13 protein-coding genes and 1 pseudogene are annotated in these 13,398 nt (G+C 72.6%); 4 read left to right on the top strand and 10 right to left on the bottom strand.

Annotated elements, in window-relative coordinates; translation table 11 throughout:
- Position 1 precedes the first annotated feature (1 nt).
- On the top strand, positions 2 to 898 hold the full coding sequence (locus AB0C02_RS21980) for an alpha/beta fold hydrolase (RefSeq protein WP_357550551.1): 897 nt from the start codon (positions 2 to 4) through the stop codon (positions 896 to 898).
- A gap of 15 nt (positions 899 to 913) precedes the next feature.
- Here AB0C02_RS21980 and AB0C02_RS21975 read toward each other — a convergent pair whose 3' ends face one another.
- Together AB0C02_RS21975 and AB0C02_RS21970 are read right to left on the bottom strand one after the other, a co-directional pair.
- Complete coding sequence (locus AB0C02_RS21975) at positions 914 to 1,234, bottom strand: TraR/DksA family transcriptional regulator (RefSeq protein ID WP_357550550.1); 321 nt, start codon at positions 1,232 to 1,234, stop codon at positions 914 to 916.
- A 70-nt stretch (positions 1,235 to 1,304) separates the two neighbouring features.
- Entirely contained in the window at positions 1,305 to 2,129 is an 825-nt protein-coding gene (locus tag AB0C02_RS21970) for a rod shape-determining protein (protein ID WP_357550549.1), read from the bottom strand.
- Positions 2,130 to 2,573: 444 nt separating this feature from the next.
- Here AB0C02_RS21970 and AB0C02_RS21965 point away from each other — a divergent pair, with 444 nt between their 5' ends.
- Together AB0C02_RS21965 and AB0C02_RS21960 are read left to right on the top strand one after the other, a co-directional pair.
- Entirely contained in the window at positions 2,574 to 2,777 is a 204-nt protein-coding gene (locus AB0C02_RS21965; RefSeq protein WP_357550548.1) for a hypothetical protein, read from the top strand.
- A gap of 124 nt (positions 2,778 to 2,901) precedes the next feature.
- On the top strand, positions 2,902 to 3,135 hold the full coding sequence (locus tag AB0C02_RS21960; RefSeq protein ID WP_357550547.1) for a potassium transporter TrkA: 234 nt from the start codon (positions 2,902 to 2,904) through the stop codon (positions 3,133 to 3,135).
- Between the two features lie 21 nt (positions 3,136 to 3,156).
- Here the strand turns inward: AB0C02_RS21960 and AB0C02_RS21955 are convergent, their stop codons facing one another.
- Entirely contained in the window at positions 3,157 to 4,401 is a 1,245-nt protein-coding gene (locus AB0C02_RS21955; protein ID WP_357550546.1) for a helix-turn-helix domain-containing protein, read from the bottom strand.
- A gap of 129 nt (positions 4,402 to 4,530) precedes the next feature.
- Positions 4,531 to 5,682: a glycosyltransferase family 4 protein gene (locus AB0C02_RS21950; RefSeq protein ID WP_357550545.1), complete on the bottom strand. Its 1,152-nt coding sequence runs from the start codon at positions 5,680 to 5,682 to the stop codon at positions 4,531 to 4,533.
- Between the two features lie 98 nt (positions 5,683 to 5,780).
- Here AB0C02_RS21950 and AB0C02_RS21945 point away from each other — a divergent pair, with 98 nt between their 5' ends.
- Positions 5,781 to 6,917, top strand: coding sequence for an RNA-guided endonuclease TnpB family protein (locus AB0C02_RS21945; RefSeq protein WP_357550544.1), 1,137 nt, complete (start codon positions 5,781 to 5,783; stop codon positions 6,915 to 6,917).
- Between the two features lie 124 nt (positions 6,918 to 7,041).
- Here AB0C02_RS21945 and AB0C02_RS21940 read toward each other — a convergent pair whose 3' ends face one another.
- The 6 genes and pseudogenes from AB0C02_RS21940 to AB0C02_RS21915 all read right to left on the bottom strand — a co-directional run.
- A complete protein-coding gene (locus AB0C02_RS21940) occupies positions 7,042 to 8,247 on the bottom strand; it encodes an endonuclease/exonuclease/phosphatase family protein (protein WP_357550543.1) in 1,206 nt (401 codons plus the stop codon).
- Positions 8,247 to 9,197: a UbiA prenyltransferase family protein gene (locus AB0C02_RS21935; RefSeq protein WP_357550542.1), complete on the bottom strand. Its 951-nt coding sequence runs from the start codon at positions 9,195 to 9,197 to the stop codon at positions 8,247 to 8,249. The genes AB0C02_RS21940 and AB0C02_RS21935 overlap by 1 nt, the downstream gene beginning before the upstream one ends.
- The gene (locus AB0C02_RS21930; RefSeq protein WP_357550541.1) at positions 9,197 to 10,240 is read right to left on the bottom strand and encodes an NAD-dependent epimerase/dehydratase family protein; all 1,044 of its coding nucleotides are present in this window, start codon (positions 10,238 to 10,240) and stop codon (positions 9,197 to 9,199) included. Before AB0C02_RS21930 ends, AB0C02_RS21935 begins: the two co-directional genes overlap by 1 nt.
- Positions 10,234 to 11,556 carry an aminotransferase class III-fold pyridoxal phosphate-dependent enzyme gene (locus AB0C02_RS21925; protein ID WP_357550577.1) on the bottom strand — a complete coding sequence of 441 codons (1,323 nt, stop codon included), beginning with the start codon at positions 11,554 to 11,556 and terminating at the stop codon, positions 10,234 to 10,236. Before AB0C02_RS21925 ends, AB0C02_RS21930 begins: the two co-directional genes overlap by 7 nt.
- Before the next feature lie 76 nt (positions 11,557 to 11,632).
- A complete protein-coding gene (locus AB0C02_RS21920) occupies positions 11,633 to 12,667 on the bottom strand; it encodes a lysylphosphatidylglycerol synthase domain-containing protein (RefSeq protein ID WP_357550540.1) in 1,035 nt (344 codons plus the stop codon).
- Positions 12,664 to 13,398: pseudogene (locus AB0C02_RS21915) on the bottom strand (hypothetical protein); the annotation flags it as partial. The gene AB0C02_RS21920 and the pseudogene AB0C02_RS21915, both read right to left, overlap by 4 nt.

The following is a 13,398-nucleotide window of genomic DNA, read 5'->3' as shown; positions in this document are numbered from 1 at the left end:
GATGCCACTGAGCCGACGCCGTCTGCTCCAGTCTTTCGGTGCCGCCGCCGGGATCGCCGGGCTCGGCGCGGCGGGCGTCGCACTGGTCGACGCCGAGGTGCTGCCGGGCCGGTCGGTGCTGAACCACGCGCTCGGCCGCTGCGACGCTCGCCCACCGGACGCGCCGCGCGCCCCCGCGCCGCCGCCGGTCACCGGGAGTTTCCGCTCCGCGGCCCGCCGCCGGGAGGTCGGCTTCGCCCTCTCCTACCCGCCCGGGTACGCCCCGGGCGCGCGGCTGCCCGTCTGCCTGGCCCTGCACGGGTACGCGGCGGACGCCCGCAGCGCCGTCGGCGCGGGCGGATTCCCGGAGTTCCTGGCCGGCGCGTTACCCGAGGGCGCGGCCCCGTTCGCCCTTGCCGCCCCCGACGGCGGGGACGGCTACTGGCATCCGCACTCCGACGACGACCCGCTCGGCATGCTCGTCGACGAGTTCCTGCCGCTGCTCGCCGAGCGGGGGCTGCGCACCGACCGGGTCGCGGTGGCCGGCTGGTCGATGGGCGGGTACGGCGCTCTGGTCGCCGCGCTGACCTACCCCGGCCGGTTCCGGGCCGTGGTCGCCACCTCGCCAGCGGTCTTCCACTCGTACGCCGACGCGAAGCGGGTCAACGCGGGCGCGTTCGACAGCGCCGCCGAGTGGGACCGGTACGACGTGACCGCCCGGGCACCCGAGTTCGCCGGCCTGCCGGTGCGGATCGCCATCGGCGCGGCCGACCCGTTCGCCGAGGCGGTTCGCACGCTGCGCGACCGGCTGCCCGACCCGGGCGCCGTGGAGATCAGCACCGGCTGCCACGACAGCGACTTCTGGCGGTCGGTCGCGCCCGGGCAGGTACGCGCGATCAGCGCGGCGTTGGCGGGCTGACCCGCCCGGTGCTGCTCAGCGGTGCTGCCGCTGCTGGCAGGGGACGCAGTAGCGGGCCGACGGCCGGATCTCCAGCCGGGCGACCGGGATCTCGCTGCCGCAGTTCTCGCACCGGCCGTAGGTGCCCTCGGACATGCGCCGCAGCGCCCCCGCGCTGTCTGCGATGCCCTGGCGGGCGGTCTCGATGAGCGCCCGCAGCGTGTCGGGGTCGTGGCCACCATGGTTGGGTTCCCGGCTGTACCCGGTGAGTTCGATGAGCTGACCGGTGTGCGCCTGGAACTGCCGTTCGAGGGTGTCGCGCAGGGCTGCGGTACGACTGAGCAGCGTGTCCGTCATGGTGGGTGCCTTTCCGTGGAGGCGCCGGTACGGGTCGGTGCGATAGGTGGTGGGGCGGTCGGGGCTCGGCTCAGTTGTCGACAGCCGGATGGCGGGCCGCGGCCGCGGCGGCCAGGCTCGCGCCGGTCAGTGCGGCCGTGCGAGGCCCTGCGGCGCGATGCACCGGGATGCCCGTCGTCGCGGCGAGACGGTCCCGGAGGTCGGGTCGGGTGGCGCCGTCGCCGACCAGGACGATCCCGCGGGCCAGGGCGGTGACGGCCGCCGGCGCCGCGCCGGTTCCCTGGGTCAGCTCCCGTACCAGGCGGGCGAGCCGGTCGGCGAGCACGCCGACGGTCGCTCCGTCGGCGAGGTCGCAGGTGCCCAGGTTCACCCGCCGGCCGGCGATGACCTGGCTGTCGCGCAGGACGGCCACCTCGGTGATCTGGGCGCCGACGTCGGCCACGAGCAGCGTGCCGGCGCCGGCCCCGGCGCCGATGGCGGCGGCGCGCACGGTGTCGATGAACAACAGTCGCGTGGGCGCGAAGACGGCGTCGAGGACCCGTCGGGTGGTGTCCTGGTCGGCCGCCGTCGTGAGCAACGGCCGGCACACGACGACCAGCGGCCGGGCCGGCATCCCGGGCTGGTGCTGGCGCACCAGTTGGGTGAGCGCCGTGGTGCATCCGGGGCCGTCGATGATCCGGCCGCGTCGTACCAGCGGATACCGGCGAGCCGACCGGTCGGCGACCAGGGTGGTGATCGGTTCGTGACCGCCGAGCCGGATCCGCAACTGGCCGCTGCCGAGGTCGACGGCGATCGGGCTGGGACGGGTGGTGGACGTCCCGTTGGTGGTGCGGTATGCGGAGACGGTGCCAGCGGTGTCCAACGGGCGACCGGTGGGGGCCTGGGTGACGGGCATGCTGACCTCTTCTTCCACAGTGGATATGCCGATGCGCCGCCCCGTGTCGGGGCGGCGTGGAAATGGCGGAAACGCGCGGACCGGAGGGGCGCGCAACGGCTCCGGTCAGCCGCTGGCCGTGCCCCGGGTGCTGATTGGGGCGGGCCGGCGGGACAGGGGCCGGAACGCCGGGCGGCGGGACAGGGGTCGATGCGCGGGCCGCCGGGACATCGGCCGACGCTCGGTGGCCGTCATCACGCACCTCCTCGCCGGTCAGAACCCTGTCGAACCTCCAGAGTCGGCCGGAAGCGACGGACCGACATGGCCTACGGTCGGCCAACTTCCAGCGTCTTTGTTGCCGGCCGTCGGCGATCTGCCCCGGGCCCCGGCCCGCCTGGGAGCCGGCCGCAGCCGGCGGCGACAGCGCCGGCGACGGGATGCCGGCCGCCGGGCTATGGTGGCGACATGAGAGACCCTCGGCTCCGACTCGACGTCGCTTCGCGCACCGCGCTGGCGATGTTCGTGGTCGTGGCTGTGCTCACCGCGGCCCGGCGGGCCGGCCGCGCGAGGATCCTGCGCTTCGTGACCAGGCCGGCGAGGGCCATCCCGGGCTGTGTTCCGGCGTGGTCGGCCGACCGGGCGCCGCCGGGCCGGCCAGCCGCGGCCTGAGCGCGCCGTCCCACGTCTACCGCACCCCGGTCCGGGCCGTGCCCCGAGCCACCGGCCGGGGTCGCCGGCCGACCGGCCACACCTTCCGGGGCCCCCTCATCAGCCCTTTCCGTACGGAGCACAGATGGAGATCGAACACACGCCGTTGCCCGGCATCGGGATACGGCACACCTTCACCACGGCACACGGCCGTCGGGTCGGGGTGATCGAATACCGCGGGCTGGACCGCCGGGACGTCATCTACGACGACGGGGACGACCCGGACAACACCTGCGGCCTGCGCCTCACCCGCTCCGAGGCGGTCAAGCTGGCCGGCCTGCTGGGCCTCGACGTTGTCGCCGACGACGACCAGAATTGACGCCGCCCGGCCCGCCCGTCATCAGGCGGGCCCGGGCAGCGGCTGGCGCGGCCAGTCCAGCGCCTTCGCGCCGTACACCGCGGCCTGCAGGGTGAACCGGTCACGCGGGTCGTTCGGGTCGTAACCGCTGAGCGTCCTGATCCGGTCCAGTCGGTAGGTGACCGTGCGGACGGACACGTGCAACCGGCGGGCGGCCTCGGTGGCGACTCCGCCGGTGGCGAAGTACGCGTCCAGGGTGTCCAGCAACGGCTGGGCTCCGCCGCGGGCGTGGCCCAGCGGGCTCAGCGCCGCCTGGACGAGGTCGACGATGGCGGGCTGGTCCCGCAGCAGGACGCGGTAGACCAGCAGGTCGCGGGCGTCGATGACCGGGGCGTCGGCGTTCAGCCGTTGCGCCGTCAGCAACGCCTCCCGGGCCTCCTCATAGGAACGGGCGATGCCGTAGAGGCCGGGGTGCGGGCGGCCGACCGCCACCTGCCACGGCCCGCCCCGCGGCAGGCGGTCCAGCTCGGCGTGCATCAGGCGCCCGAGGTCGCCGGCCGACTCCCGCCCGCGGGCGGCGTCCCGCTCGGGCGACACCGTGTCGGCGGGGGCGATCACCACGAGCAGCCCTTCCTTCGTCGCGACCAGCACGTCACGGTCGCCGAGTCGGTCGAAGATGACCGCTTCCAGCGCGCTGATCGCCGCGTCGGTGTCCGGAAGTCGCCGGCGCGGCGCGGCCAGCGCCACCTGGTGCACCCGGGCCAGGTCCAGCCCGAACGGTTCGGCGCGCTCCACCAGGCCACCCAGGTCGGAGTCGCCGCGCAGCAGGTCGTCGACGAGTTCCCGGCGCAGCGTCTCCTCCCGCCGGACCAGCTCGCGGCGGGCCGCGGCGTAGCCCTCGGCGAGGGTGGCCACCGCGTTGTCGACGACGTGCAGCACGGCCTCGGCCGCCGCGCGTACCACCTCGCTGTCGGTGGAACTGGTCAACTGCGGCAACTGCTGCCACAGCCGCCGCGCCGCCGAGAGGTACAGCTGAACCGCCCGCCCCGCCGACACGCCCTGCTCGGCGGCGCGCCGTCCCAGCACGCCCACGGCGTCGAGCTCGGCGCGCCGGGGCCGGCGGCCGGTCACCGCCGCCTCGGCGAGCAGCCACAGGTAGTCGCCGAGCAGGTCCACCGGCACCCCGCCGGCGTCGGCGCTGGCGGCCCGGGCGATCGCCGCCAGGCACTCGTCCCGCCCCGGCCCGGCCGCGGGACCTCGGCCGGTCCGCCGGGCACCACCGGTCATCCTCTTGGCCCCTCCTGGAACATGGCCGGCGCTGACCACCGATCCGATCCGGTCAGCTTATCGAGGCGAGCCCTGTGCCTCGCCGGACGCCAGCGGCAGGGTGCCGAAGTGCCGCGGCTGTGCCAGTCGTTACCGCGTCCGCCGGGCGGCGGCCCGATCCCGTACCAGCGTGAACAGTTCCTCGTGCTCGTCCAGGCTCCGGTCGGCGGCGAAGAGTTTTCGCGCCTCGCGGGCCTTGGCTTCCCGCCAGTCCGCCGGGCCGGCCGCCAGGTCGAGGATCGCCCGGTGCAGCGCCGCCGGGTCCCGTGGCGGCACCAGCGTGCCGAACTGCGTGGCCAGGACGGGATAACGCCCGCCGGGCAGGTCGGTGGTCACCGACGGCACGCCGCACATCATCGCCTCGGCCTGGACGATGCCGAACGACTCCGCCACGGACGGCAGCGCGAACACGTCGATTGAGGCGTAGAAGTCGGCGATCTCCTGGCCGCGCAGCTCGCCGAGGACCTGTATGCGGCTGTCCGCGCCGATCTCCGACCGGATGTCCGCCAGGTTGTCGCCGCCCATCACGGTCCGGTAGTTGCCGCCGATCAGCAGTCGGGCGTCGGGGTCGGCGATCCGTCGGAAGGCCCGTACGAGATAGGGGATTCCCTTGTCCTCCACGATGCGGCCCAGGAAGCCGACGTGCAGCCCGCCGGTCCGGCGGTAACGGGGCCGGCCGCCACGGCGGTCGAGGCACGGCGCGGGGATGGGGCGGAATTCGCGTTGGCGCACCAGCGGCCAGAACTTCGACGCGTGGGCCTGGTCCTCGCTGTTGGTGACCACGGCCGCGGAGCGGCGCAGCGCGGCCCAGGACGTGACGTCGGACGCGGCGACGGCGATCCGGTTGAGCGGGCCGGGCGGCAGGTACAGGTCGATGTGCAGCATGCTGACGATCGGGGTGGGTCGGGCGAGGCGGGCCAGCAGCGCCGCCTCGGCCATCGGCAGGTTGAGGTAGAGCAGGTCGGACCGGCGGGCGACCCGGGCCGCCTCGATCGGGTACGCCGGGCTGATCTGCGCCCGGGTGATCTGGCCGAGCACGGGTGACCGGTAGACGTCCACGCCGTTGAGGGTTTCGCGGCGCGGGGTGGACCGGTCGTGCTGGCTCGCGACCACCGCCACCCGCCAGCCGCGCGCCGCCATCCCCTCGGCGACGGTGCGGGCCGTGTGGGTCACGCCGCTGGTGTACGGGGTGTAGTAGGTCAACGCGACGGTGAGGTCGTATCGCTGGTCCGGGTGGCTCATCGGAATTGCGGCGTGGATACCCGGTCGTTCAGGGCCGAGAGGACACGCCGCTCCCTCCCCTCGATGCTTGTCCTGCATGGACGATGGCAATGTGAATTGTGGGTGAGGTGGTGAAGCGGGCGTACAAGTACCGCTTCTACCCGTCCCCTGAGCAGGCTGGGCAGTTGAACCGCACGTTCGGGTGTGTGCGTCTGGTGTACAACCGTGCGTTGGAGGCCCGTACCCGGGCGTGGGTGGTCGATCGTCAGCGCAGCACGTATGTGCAGTCTTCGGCGTGGTTGACCGAGTGGAAACGCACGGATGAGTTGGCGTTTCTGAACGAGGTGTCCTCGGTTACGCTTCAGCAGACACTGCGGCATCTTCAGGCCGCGTACGTGGCGTTCTGGGACAAGCGGTCCCGGTATCCGAGGTTCAAGTCCAAGCGCAAGTCGCGGGCGTCGGCGGAGTTCACCCGATCCGCCTTCCGCTGGCGTGGCGGTCAGCTCACCTTGGCCAAGATGAACAGCCCGCTGAACATCGTGTGGTCCCGGCCCCTGCCCGGAGGGGCGGAACCCTCCACGGTCACGGTGTCCCGGGACGCCGCCGGCCGCTGGTTCGTGTCCCTGCTGGTGGAGGACGCGACGGTGAACCCGCTGCCGCCCGTTGCCGGAGTGGTCGGGGTGGATGCGGGTATCACCAGTCTGCTCACCCTGTCCCGTCCGATCCCGGGGGTGAGCGACGAGCAGGGGAAGGTGGCCAACCCGCGTTTCGGGCAGGCCGACCGGCGCAAGCTGGCCAGGGCGCAGCGGGACCTGGCCCGCAAGCAGAAGGACTCCGCGAACCGGGCGAAGGCCCGGCTCCGGGTGGCGCGGATTCATGCCCGGATCGCCGACCGGCGGCGGGATCACCTGCACAAGCTGACCACTCGACTCGTCCGTGAGACTCAAACGGTCGTGATCGAAGACCTCAGCGTGCGTAACATGCTGCGCAACCGCCGCCTGGCCCGGGTCATCTCCGACGCGAGCTGGTCCCAGTTCCGCAGCATGCTGGAGTACAAAGCCCAGTGGTACGGGCGTGAGGTGATCCCGATCGACCGGTGGTACCCGTCGTCCAAGACCTGCTCGACATGCGGACGCATCAACACCACCCTTGCCCTCAACGACCGCGTCTGGACGTGCCCCGGCTGCCAAACCGGGCACGACCGGGACATCAACGCTGCCAGGAACATCCTCGCCGCCGGGCTGGCGGAGAGGTAAAACGCCTGCGGAGCTGGTGTAAGACCTCAAGGGAAGAAGTCCTCCCGGACGGGCAGTCGGCGATGAAACAGGAAACCTCACGGGCGACCGTGAGAATCCCGGTCCCTTCAGGGCCGGGAGGATGTCAACGACAGGGTGTCCTTTCTGGACAGTCTCGGAGCGACACGACGACCAGCTGACCGCTGTGGTCCGACAGGCCGCCCTGGGGAACGATCCGGTAGCGGTGCACGGCGACGTCGGTGGTGGTGAACACCCAGTCGAGCCGCCACAGCGGCAGCCCGTAGCGGGCCCAGGTGACCGGGTAGAGCGAGTCGAGCGCGGGGGTGGCGTCGACCAGGCGGTCCGGCAGCGTACGCACCAGTCGCATGGCCGGCGAGGTGTTGAGGTCGCCGGCCAGCACGATCGGGTGGGGGTTGTCGGCGATGTCGGCGGCCACCGCCCGATAGTTGGCCGCTCGCAGGTCGTCGCGGGCGAGGGCGTCCTCGGCGGTGCGGCCGCCGCGAGCCGGCAGCCCGACGACCGGCACGTAGAGGTGGGCGTTGTAGAAGGAGATCACGCGGCCGGAGACCAGCAGGTCGGTGCGGAGCGTCTTGACCGTGTGATACGCGGGCAACTGGGAGTCGGCCGGGGGTAGGTCCGGCCACGGTCGGGCCAGCCAGGGGCGCAGGTCGACGGGACGGTCCAGGACGATCGGGAACCGGGACACCGTCACCAGTTCACCGGAGATCGCGACGTGGAAACCGGGGAATTCGTGCTGCAGCCGGTCCAGGTCGGTCACCGGCAGCGGCGACCAGTCCGCACCGTCGATGTAGAGGTGCTCCTGCAGGAGGTAGACGTCGGCGGCCTGGGCGTGCAGGTAGCGGTAGAAGGCGTCCGGGTCGCGGATCGGTTCGCCTCGGGGGCCGGTCGCGACCAGTTGGTCCCAGTACCAGGTGTTCCAGGAGAAGACGTTGATCGCGTCCGGTGGCGCGGGCGGCGGGCGGTGCCACAGGGCGGCGACGTTGACGCCCGTGCAGGGCCAGCCCAGCGCGAGCGCCCCGACGGCCAGCGCCGCGAGGACCCGCCGGGCGGATCGGGCCAGGGGCAGCGCGGCGAGCAGGAGCAGTGGGGCGGCGAGGAAGAGCAGCGGCGGCGCCAGGTCCGGCAGATTCCACCACCAGACCCGGCCGGACAGGATCCGGTGCGCCGCGACGAACACCAGCCATGACCCGGACGCGCCCAGCAGCAGCCAGGTGATCCACCGCCGTGGCCGCGCCCGCGGGGCGCCCGCGTCCTCGGTCGCCCGTGCCGCCTCCTGGACGGCCACCGGCGACCGGTTGTCGGCCGTCATCACTGCCCCCTGGCCGCGAGCAGCAGTCCGCCGGACAGGGCGGCCCACAGGAGTGTGTTGGCCACCAGGGCGGGGTCCCGGACGAGCACCCGTACCGGACTCGCGCCGGCGTTGTGCACCAGCACGAGTTGCAGGTAGCGGAACAGCCCGAAGACGGCCATCGGGGTCAGCAGGATCACCGCTGTCGACGCCAGGTCGCCCAGGGGCGCCTCGTCCCGCAGATAGAGCAGGTAGCTGCCGGCGGTGAGGGCGGCGGACAACTGCATGAGCTGGTCGGTGAGGGCGACGGTATAACCGCGCAGGGCGGGCCGGTGGACGACGCCGGCGTCGTGCAGTTCCTGGCGGCGTTTGCCGAGGGTGAGCAGCAGGCACAGGGTGAACACGGCGGTCAGGAGCCAGCCGGGAATCGTGGCGCCGGCGGCGAGGTACCCGTAGACGAGCCGGAGCACGAACCCGATGGCGACGAGGAAGACGTCCAGCAGCGGAACGTGTTTGAGGCCGAGGGAGTAGGCGACATTGAGCAGCAGGTACCCGGCCACGGGCCAGACGGTGGTCACCGCCTGCGGGCTGAGCACGCCGACGAGCAGCACCGCGACGATCGCGGCGAACAGCAGCGCGGCCCGTGGGGACAACCGGCCGGAGGCGAGCGGCCGGTGCCAGCGGCCCGGGTTGTGGGCGTCGCGTCGCCGGTCGACGAGGTCGTTGAGGACGTAGACGAGGACGGACGCGAGGGTGAACGCGGCGACCGCCTCGCCCAGGTTGGCCAGTGCGGTGCGGTTCCAGGACAGCGGGTCGAGCAACGGTACGCAGATGACGAGGATGTTCTTGGGCCACTGCTCGGGGCGGGCCAGCCGTACCAGGGCGCCGGCCAGGGTGCCGGCGCGGCTGGCGTCGGTGGACGGCGGGCCGGCGGTCCCGATCGCCGGGCTGGTGCCGATGGCCGGGCTCATCAGAAGAACACCTTCGCGACGCGGAGCGCGCCCTGCGACCACGGTTCGCGGCTGGTGCGGCCGGCCTGCTGGGCCTCGCCTCGGGACCGTTGGGCCTGCCACCACCGGAACGTGCGCAGGAGGGCGTCCTGGTTGGAGTGTCGGGGGTTGAACCCGAGCCGTTGCCGTGCCTTGTCGGTGGTGACGTACGAGTCGGCGAGGAGTTTGTGCAGCAGCCGGTCGTAGACCGGGGACAGCCGGGCCCGGCCGAGTAGTTGCAGGGTGAGCACGGCGGGTCGGGCGGGGATGGAGATGACATGCCGGCCGTGGCCGGCGGCGTCGAGGACCGCCTGGAAGTCCTCGCGGAGGGTGTCGAATCGTGCGGCGGCCACGTTGAAGGTGTCGTTGGCCACGGCCGGGTCGGCCCGCAGGGCGATGAGCACGCACTCGGTGAGGTCCTCGACGGCGCACATCTGGATGCGGATGTCACCTCGGCCCAGGATGGGGAAGTGGCGTCCCTCGTGGGCCCATTCGAAGAGCATGGCGAACAGGCCCATCCGGCCGGGGCCCAGGAACGTCTTCGGCCGCAGCATCGGTACGCAGAGCCCGCGTTCACGGAACTCCTCGGCGACCTGTTCCGCGGCGGCCTTGGCGCGTCCGTAGGTGTCGACGGGCTGGCGAGGGTGGGTTTCGGGAGTGGGCACCATCGTGGGTAGGCCGTACACGGCGGTGGTGGAGATGTGTACCACTCGCGGCACCCCGGCGTCGTGGGCGGCGGTCAGCACGCTGCGGGTGCCGTCCACGATCACCGAGCGGATCTCGTCCGCCGCGTAGCTGGGCAGCGCGGCGGCGCAGTGCACGACCGCGCCGGCCCCGGTGAACGCCGCCGTCATGGCGGGTCGGTCCCGTACGTCGGCCACCGTGGCGTCCACTCCGGCCTCGGCCGGCGGGCGCAGGTCCACCCCGTGTACGGGGATGCCCTCGTCGCGCAGCCGGCGGACGACGAAGCCGCCGAGCATGCCGCTCGCTCCGGTCACCACGACCGGGCGGTCGTCGCCTACCACGCGGCACCGACCTTCTCCCGGACGAACCCGGTGAGCAGACGGCGCAGCCCCAGCGCCAGTGTGGCGTCCAGCGCGCCGAGGAAGTGCTCCAGGTCGGCCGGTTCGATCATGAGGGTGGGGGCCACCATGAGCGGGTTCTCGGCGTTCGGGCTGTAGTACGTCATGATCTTGTGCTCGCGGTAGAGGTGTGCGATCACCGACAGGGTGATGAGCTTCGTGCCGAAGTTCGGGTCGTGGGTGAACCCGGGCACCAGCTTGCCGGCCAGCTCCAGCAGCTTCGGGCCGCTGTTGAGGAACACGCCGTGCAGCGCCCCCACCCCCGCAACCCGGTCCACCGCGTCCGGGTGGTTCTCGCGGATGCGTTCCAGACCGGGTGCGAGGATCGCCTCCACCTGCCGGGCTCGGCCCGGGAAGTCGTCGTCGACGACCACGTTGACCGCCTCGATGGCGGTCGCGGTCTCCTCACCGAAGCCGTAGTAGGTGGTGCTGTGCAGGATCACGTCGGAGAGGCGGTCGTACGCCTTGCGGAACAGCCGCTCCCGCGCGGTGTAGCCGGAGATCGACGCCTTGCCGCCGCCGAGTGACTTCGAGTAGGTGAGGATGTCCGGCAGCAGGCCGTCGTAGCGCATGAAGTAGAACAGGCTGCCGGTCTTGCCCCAGCCGGTGTAGACCTCGTCGAAGATCAGCACGATGTCCTCGTCGGTGCACAGCCGCCGCAGCTCCCGCAGCGCCGACTCGGACCAGCAGCGCATGCTCGACGCGCTGAACGGTTCGACCAGCAGCGCGTACACGTCGCAGCTGCCGTCCGGACGGCGGGTGGCCTCCACCGCCGCCCGCACCGCCGCCACGTCGCCGTACGGGTACACCACGGCGTTGGGCAGCCCCGGGAACCGGAAGTGGTTCTCCGCCGACCCGGTCAGGCTGCCCGCGCCGAGCGTCTTGCCATGGAAGCTGATGTCGGCCCGGAGAATGGTCCCGCGTCGACCGTCGTGATACTTGTACGCCATCTTGATGGCGCCCTCGTTCGCTTCCGCGCCGGAGTTGGGGAAGTAGGAGATCGACAGGTCCCCGGGCAGTAGTGCGGCCACGTTGTGGCTCAGCGCCGCCAGGTACGGGGAGAAGAACGCCTTGTGCACCTCCATCCGCCGCTGCTGCGCGAACCGGGCGCGCGCGGCGAGGATCCGCGGATGGTTGTGGCCGTGGTTGAGCACCCCGACCCCGCCGGAGAGGTCCAGCACCCGGCTGCCGTCGCGCATGTGCACCCAGGCGCCCTCAGCCCGGTCCACCAGTTCCCGGCCGAAACCGAACGTCGTCATCAGGGACACCTGCGACCGGCTGACGTACCGGCGGTAGAGGTCGTGCACCTCCCGCGTCGTCAGCTGTTCGCACTCCTCAAGCCCGATCAACCTGTCCGTCACTCTCTTCTCCCCTCACGAGCGCCGCATCCGATGCGGACGACCTTCGATGTACTGCCTCCATCACCCCCAGCGCCGCCCCGCCGAGCACCACCTCGCCGACGGTGGTCACCAACCGGCTCGCCACGGCCACCGCCACGGCCGAGGGCAGCGGCAGCACCAGCGCCAGGGCCCCGGACAGCACCGCCTCGCGCACCCCCAGCCCGTCTGGCACGACGACAGCCAGCACGCCGATCACCGTCGCCAGCCCGAACGCCCCCACGCACAGCGGCAGCGCGCGCCCGGCAGCGGCCCCCATCGCCACCGCCAAGAGCCACAGGTGCAGGCCGCTGACCAGCCAGGAAAGGGTTTGCCACGCCACCGCCACCCGCACCGCCCGGCCGGACACCGACCCCGCCGGCTCGGGTCGGCGCAGCAGCCGCAGCACCAGTGCGGCGGCGCGGCCGACCAGCCCCGGCCAGCAGACCGCCACCAGCAGCGGCAGGGCGGGCAGCACCAGCCACGCCGCCCGACCACCCAGCACCTGCGCGCCGGCGAGTAGCCCGACGGTCAGCCCGGTCAGGTGCACCAGGAGCGTGCTGAGCGTCCCCGCCACCAGCATCCGGGGCAGCGTCACCCCGTTCGCCGTGGCCACCTTGACGGCGGCCACCACGCCCGGCACCTTCCCGGGAACGTACTTGGCGAGGAAACCGACGAAGAAGACGCGTACGACGCGCGTCAGGGCGACCGGCGGGCCCAGTTCCAGCAGGACGGTGCGCCACGAGAGCATCCCCAGCAGCGGCCCCGCCGTCGCCGCCAGCAGGGCGGCGGCGAGCAGCAGACCGATCTGCGTGCCGTCGCGCTGCCGGAGCAGGACGGCCACGACCGACCAGTCCTGGTCGGCCAAGGCTCGCGCGACGGCGGCGGTGACGATCAGGCCGAACGCCACGGTGACCAGTCGCCACAACCGTCGTCGCCACGGTCGTGCGGGCCGCTCGGCGGCGTCCGGGTTGAGCGCGGTGTCGAGAATCATCGACGCGCCCCTGTCTCCGCCGGGCGCGATCGCGTCCGCTCCCGCAGCAGCGCGTACCCGGCCCGTGGCAGCCCCGCGCCGAGCCCGGCGACGAGCGTGACGTGGGCCAGCACGTGTATCCCGGCCGCGAACACGGCGAACCGGGCCCCCCGCAGCCGGTACGCGAACCGCAGGAACCGGTGGTTGGCCGCCGCCACCGCCAGCCCGAACACCGGCCAGGTCACCGGCAGCCACGGCAGGACCACGGTCAACGGCACGGTCAGCAGCGCCAGGCCGGCCGCGACCAGGGACAATCGCGCGGACCATTCGAGGTGGCGGAACCGGTCCGGCGACATCATCCCCACCCGGGCGCCCGTGGCACCGGCCTGCTGCCGCCGCCATGTCCGCACCATGAGCAGAGGTTTCGTGCTGGCCCGCGCGAACTGCTCCCGCAGCAGCGGCAGCAGCCGGTCGACGTCGTCGTGCCGGGTCAGCACCCGGTCGGTCGCCACCAGCCGGTACCGGTCCGGCAGCCGGGTGCCGAACTCGTCGTCCTCGCCGTCGCGCAGCCGCTCGTCGAACCCGCCGGCCTCGGTGAACACGGCGCGGGGGATGAGACTCGCGGCCAGCAGTGCCCCGGTTTCCCGTCCGACGGTGCGTTTGCGCCAGTGGTGTTCGAAGGCGACGCGGTAGGCCTCGACGGGGCCGTCGTCGTAGAGGGGGTGGGGGGCGTAGATGCCTTGGACCATGCC

Source organism: Micromonospora sp. NPDC048999, from assembly GCF_040649295.1.
In the GTDB taxonomy this organism is placed as follows: domain Bacteria; phylum Actinomycetota; class Actinomycetes; order Mycobacteriales; family Micromonosporaceae; genus Micromonospora.
The sequence above is the reverse complement of the archived record's forward strand: the minus strand, read 5'-3'. Positions and strand labels throughout refer to the sequence as shown.

Excerpts from the sequence above, each read along its gene's own strand:
- AB0C02_RS21975 (WP_357550550.1), bottom strand. The coding sequence starts at position 1,234 with ATGACGGACACGCTGCTCAGTCGTACCGCAGCCCTGCGCGACACCCTC.
- AB0C02_RS21935 (WP_357550542.1), bottom strand. The coding sequence starts at position 9,197 with ATGAGCCCGGCCATCGGCACCAGCCCGGCGATCGGGACCGCCGGCCCG.
- AB0C02_RS21955 (WP_357550546.1), bottom strand. The coding sequence starts at position 4,401 with ATGACCGGTGGTGCCCGGCGGACCGGCCGAGGTCCCGCGGCCGGGCCG.
- AB0C02_RS21960 (WP_357550547.1), top strand. The coding sequence starts at position 2,902 with ATGGAGATCGAACACACGCCGTTGCCCGGCATCGGGATACGGCACACC.
- AB0C02_RS21980 (WP_357550551.1), top strand. The coding sequence starts at position 2 with ATGCCACTGAGCCGACGCCGTCTGCTCCAGTCTTTCGGTGCCGCCGCC.
- AB0C02_RS21965 (WP_357550548.1), top strand. The coding sequence starts at position 2,574 with ATGAGAGACCCTCGGCTCCGACTCGACGTCGCTTCGCGCACCGCGCTG.
- AB0C02_RS21970 (WP_357550549.1), bottom strand. The coding sequence starts at position 2,129 with ATGCCCGTCACCCAGGCCCCCACCGGTCGCCCGTTGGACACCGCTGGC.
- AB0C02_RS21920 (WP_357550540.1), bottom strand. The coding sequence starts at position 12,667 with ATGATTCTCGACACCGCGCTCAACCCGGACGCCGCCGAGCGGCCCGCA.
- AB0C02_RS21940 (WP_357550543.1), bottom strand. The coding sequence starts at position 8,247 with ATGACGGCCGACAACCGGTCGCCGGTGGCCGTCCAGGAGGCGGCACGG.
- AB0C02_RS21925 (WP_357550577.1), bottom strand. The coding sequence starts at position 11,556 with ATGACGACGTTCGGTTTCGGCCGGGAACTGGTGGACCGGGCTGAGGGC.
- AB0C02_RS21950 (WP_357550545.1), bottom strand. The coding sequence starts at position 5,682 with ATGAGCCACCCGGACCAGCGATACGACCTCACCGTCGCGTTGACCTAC.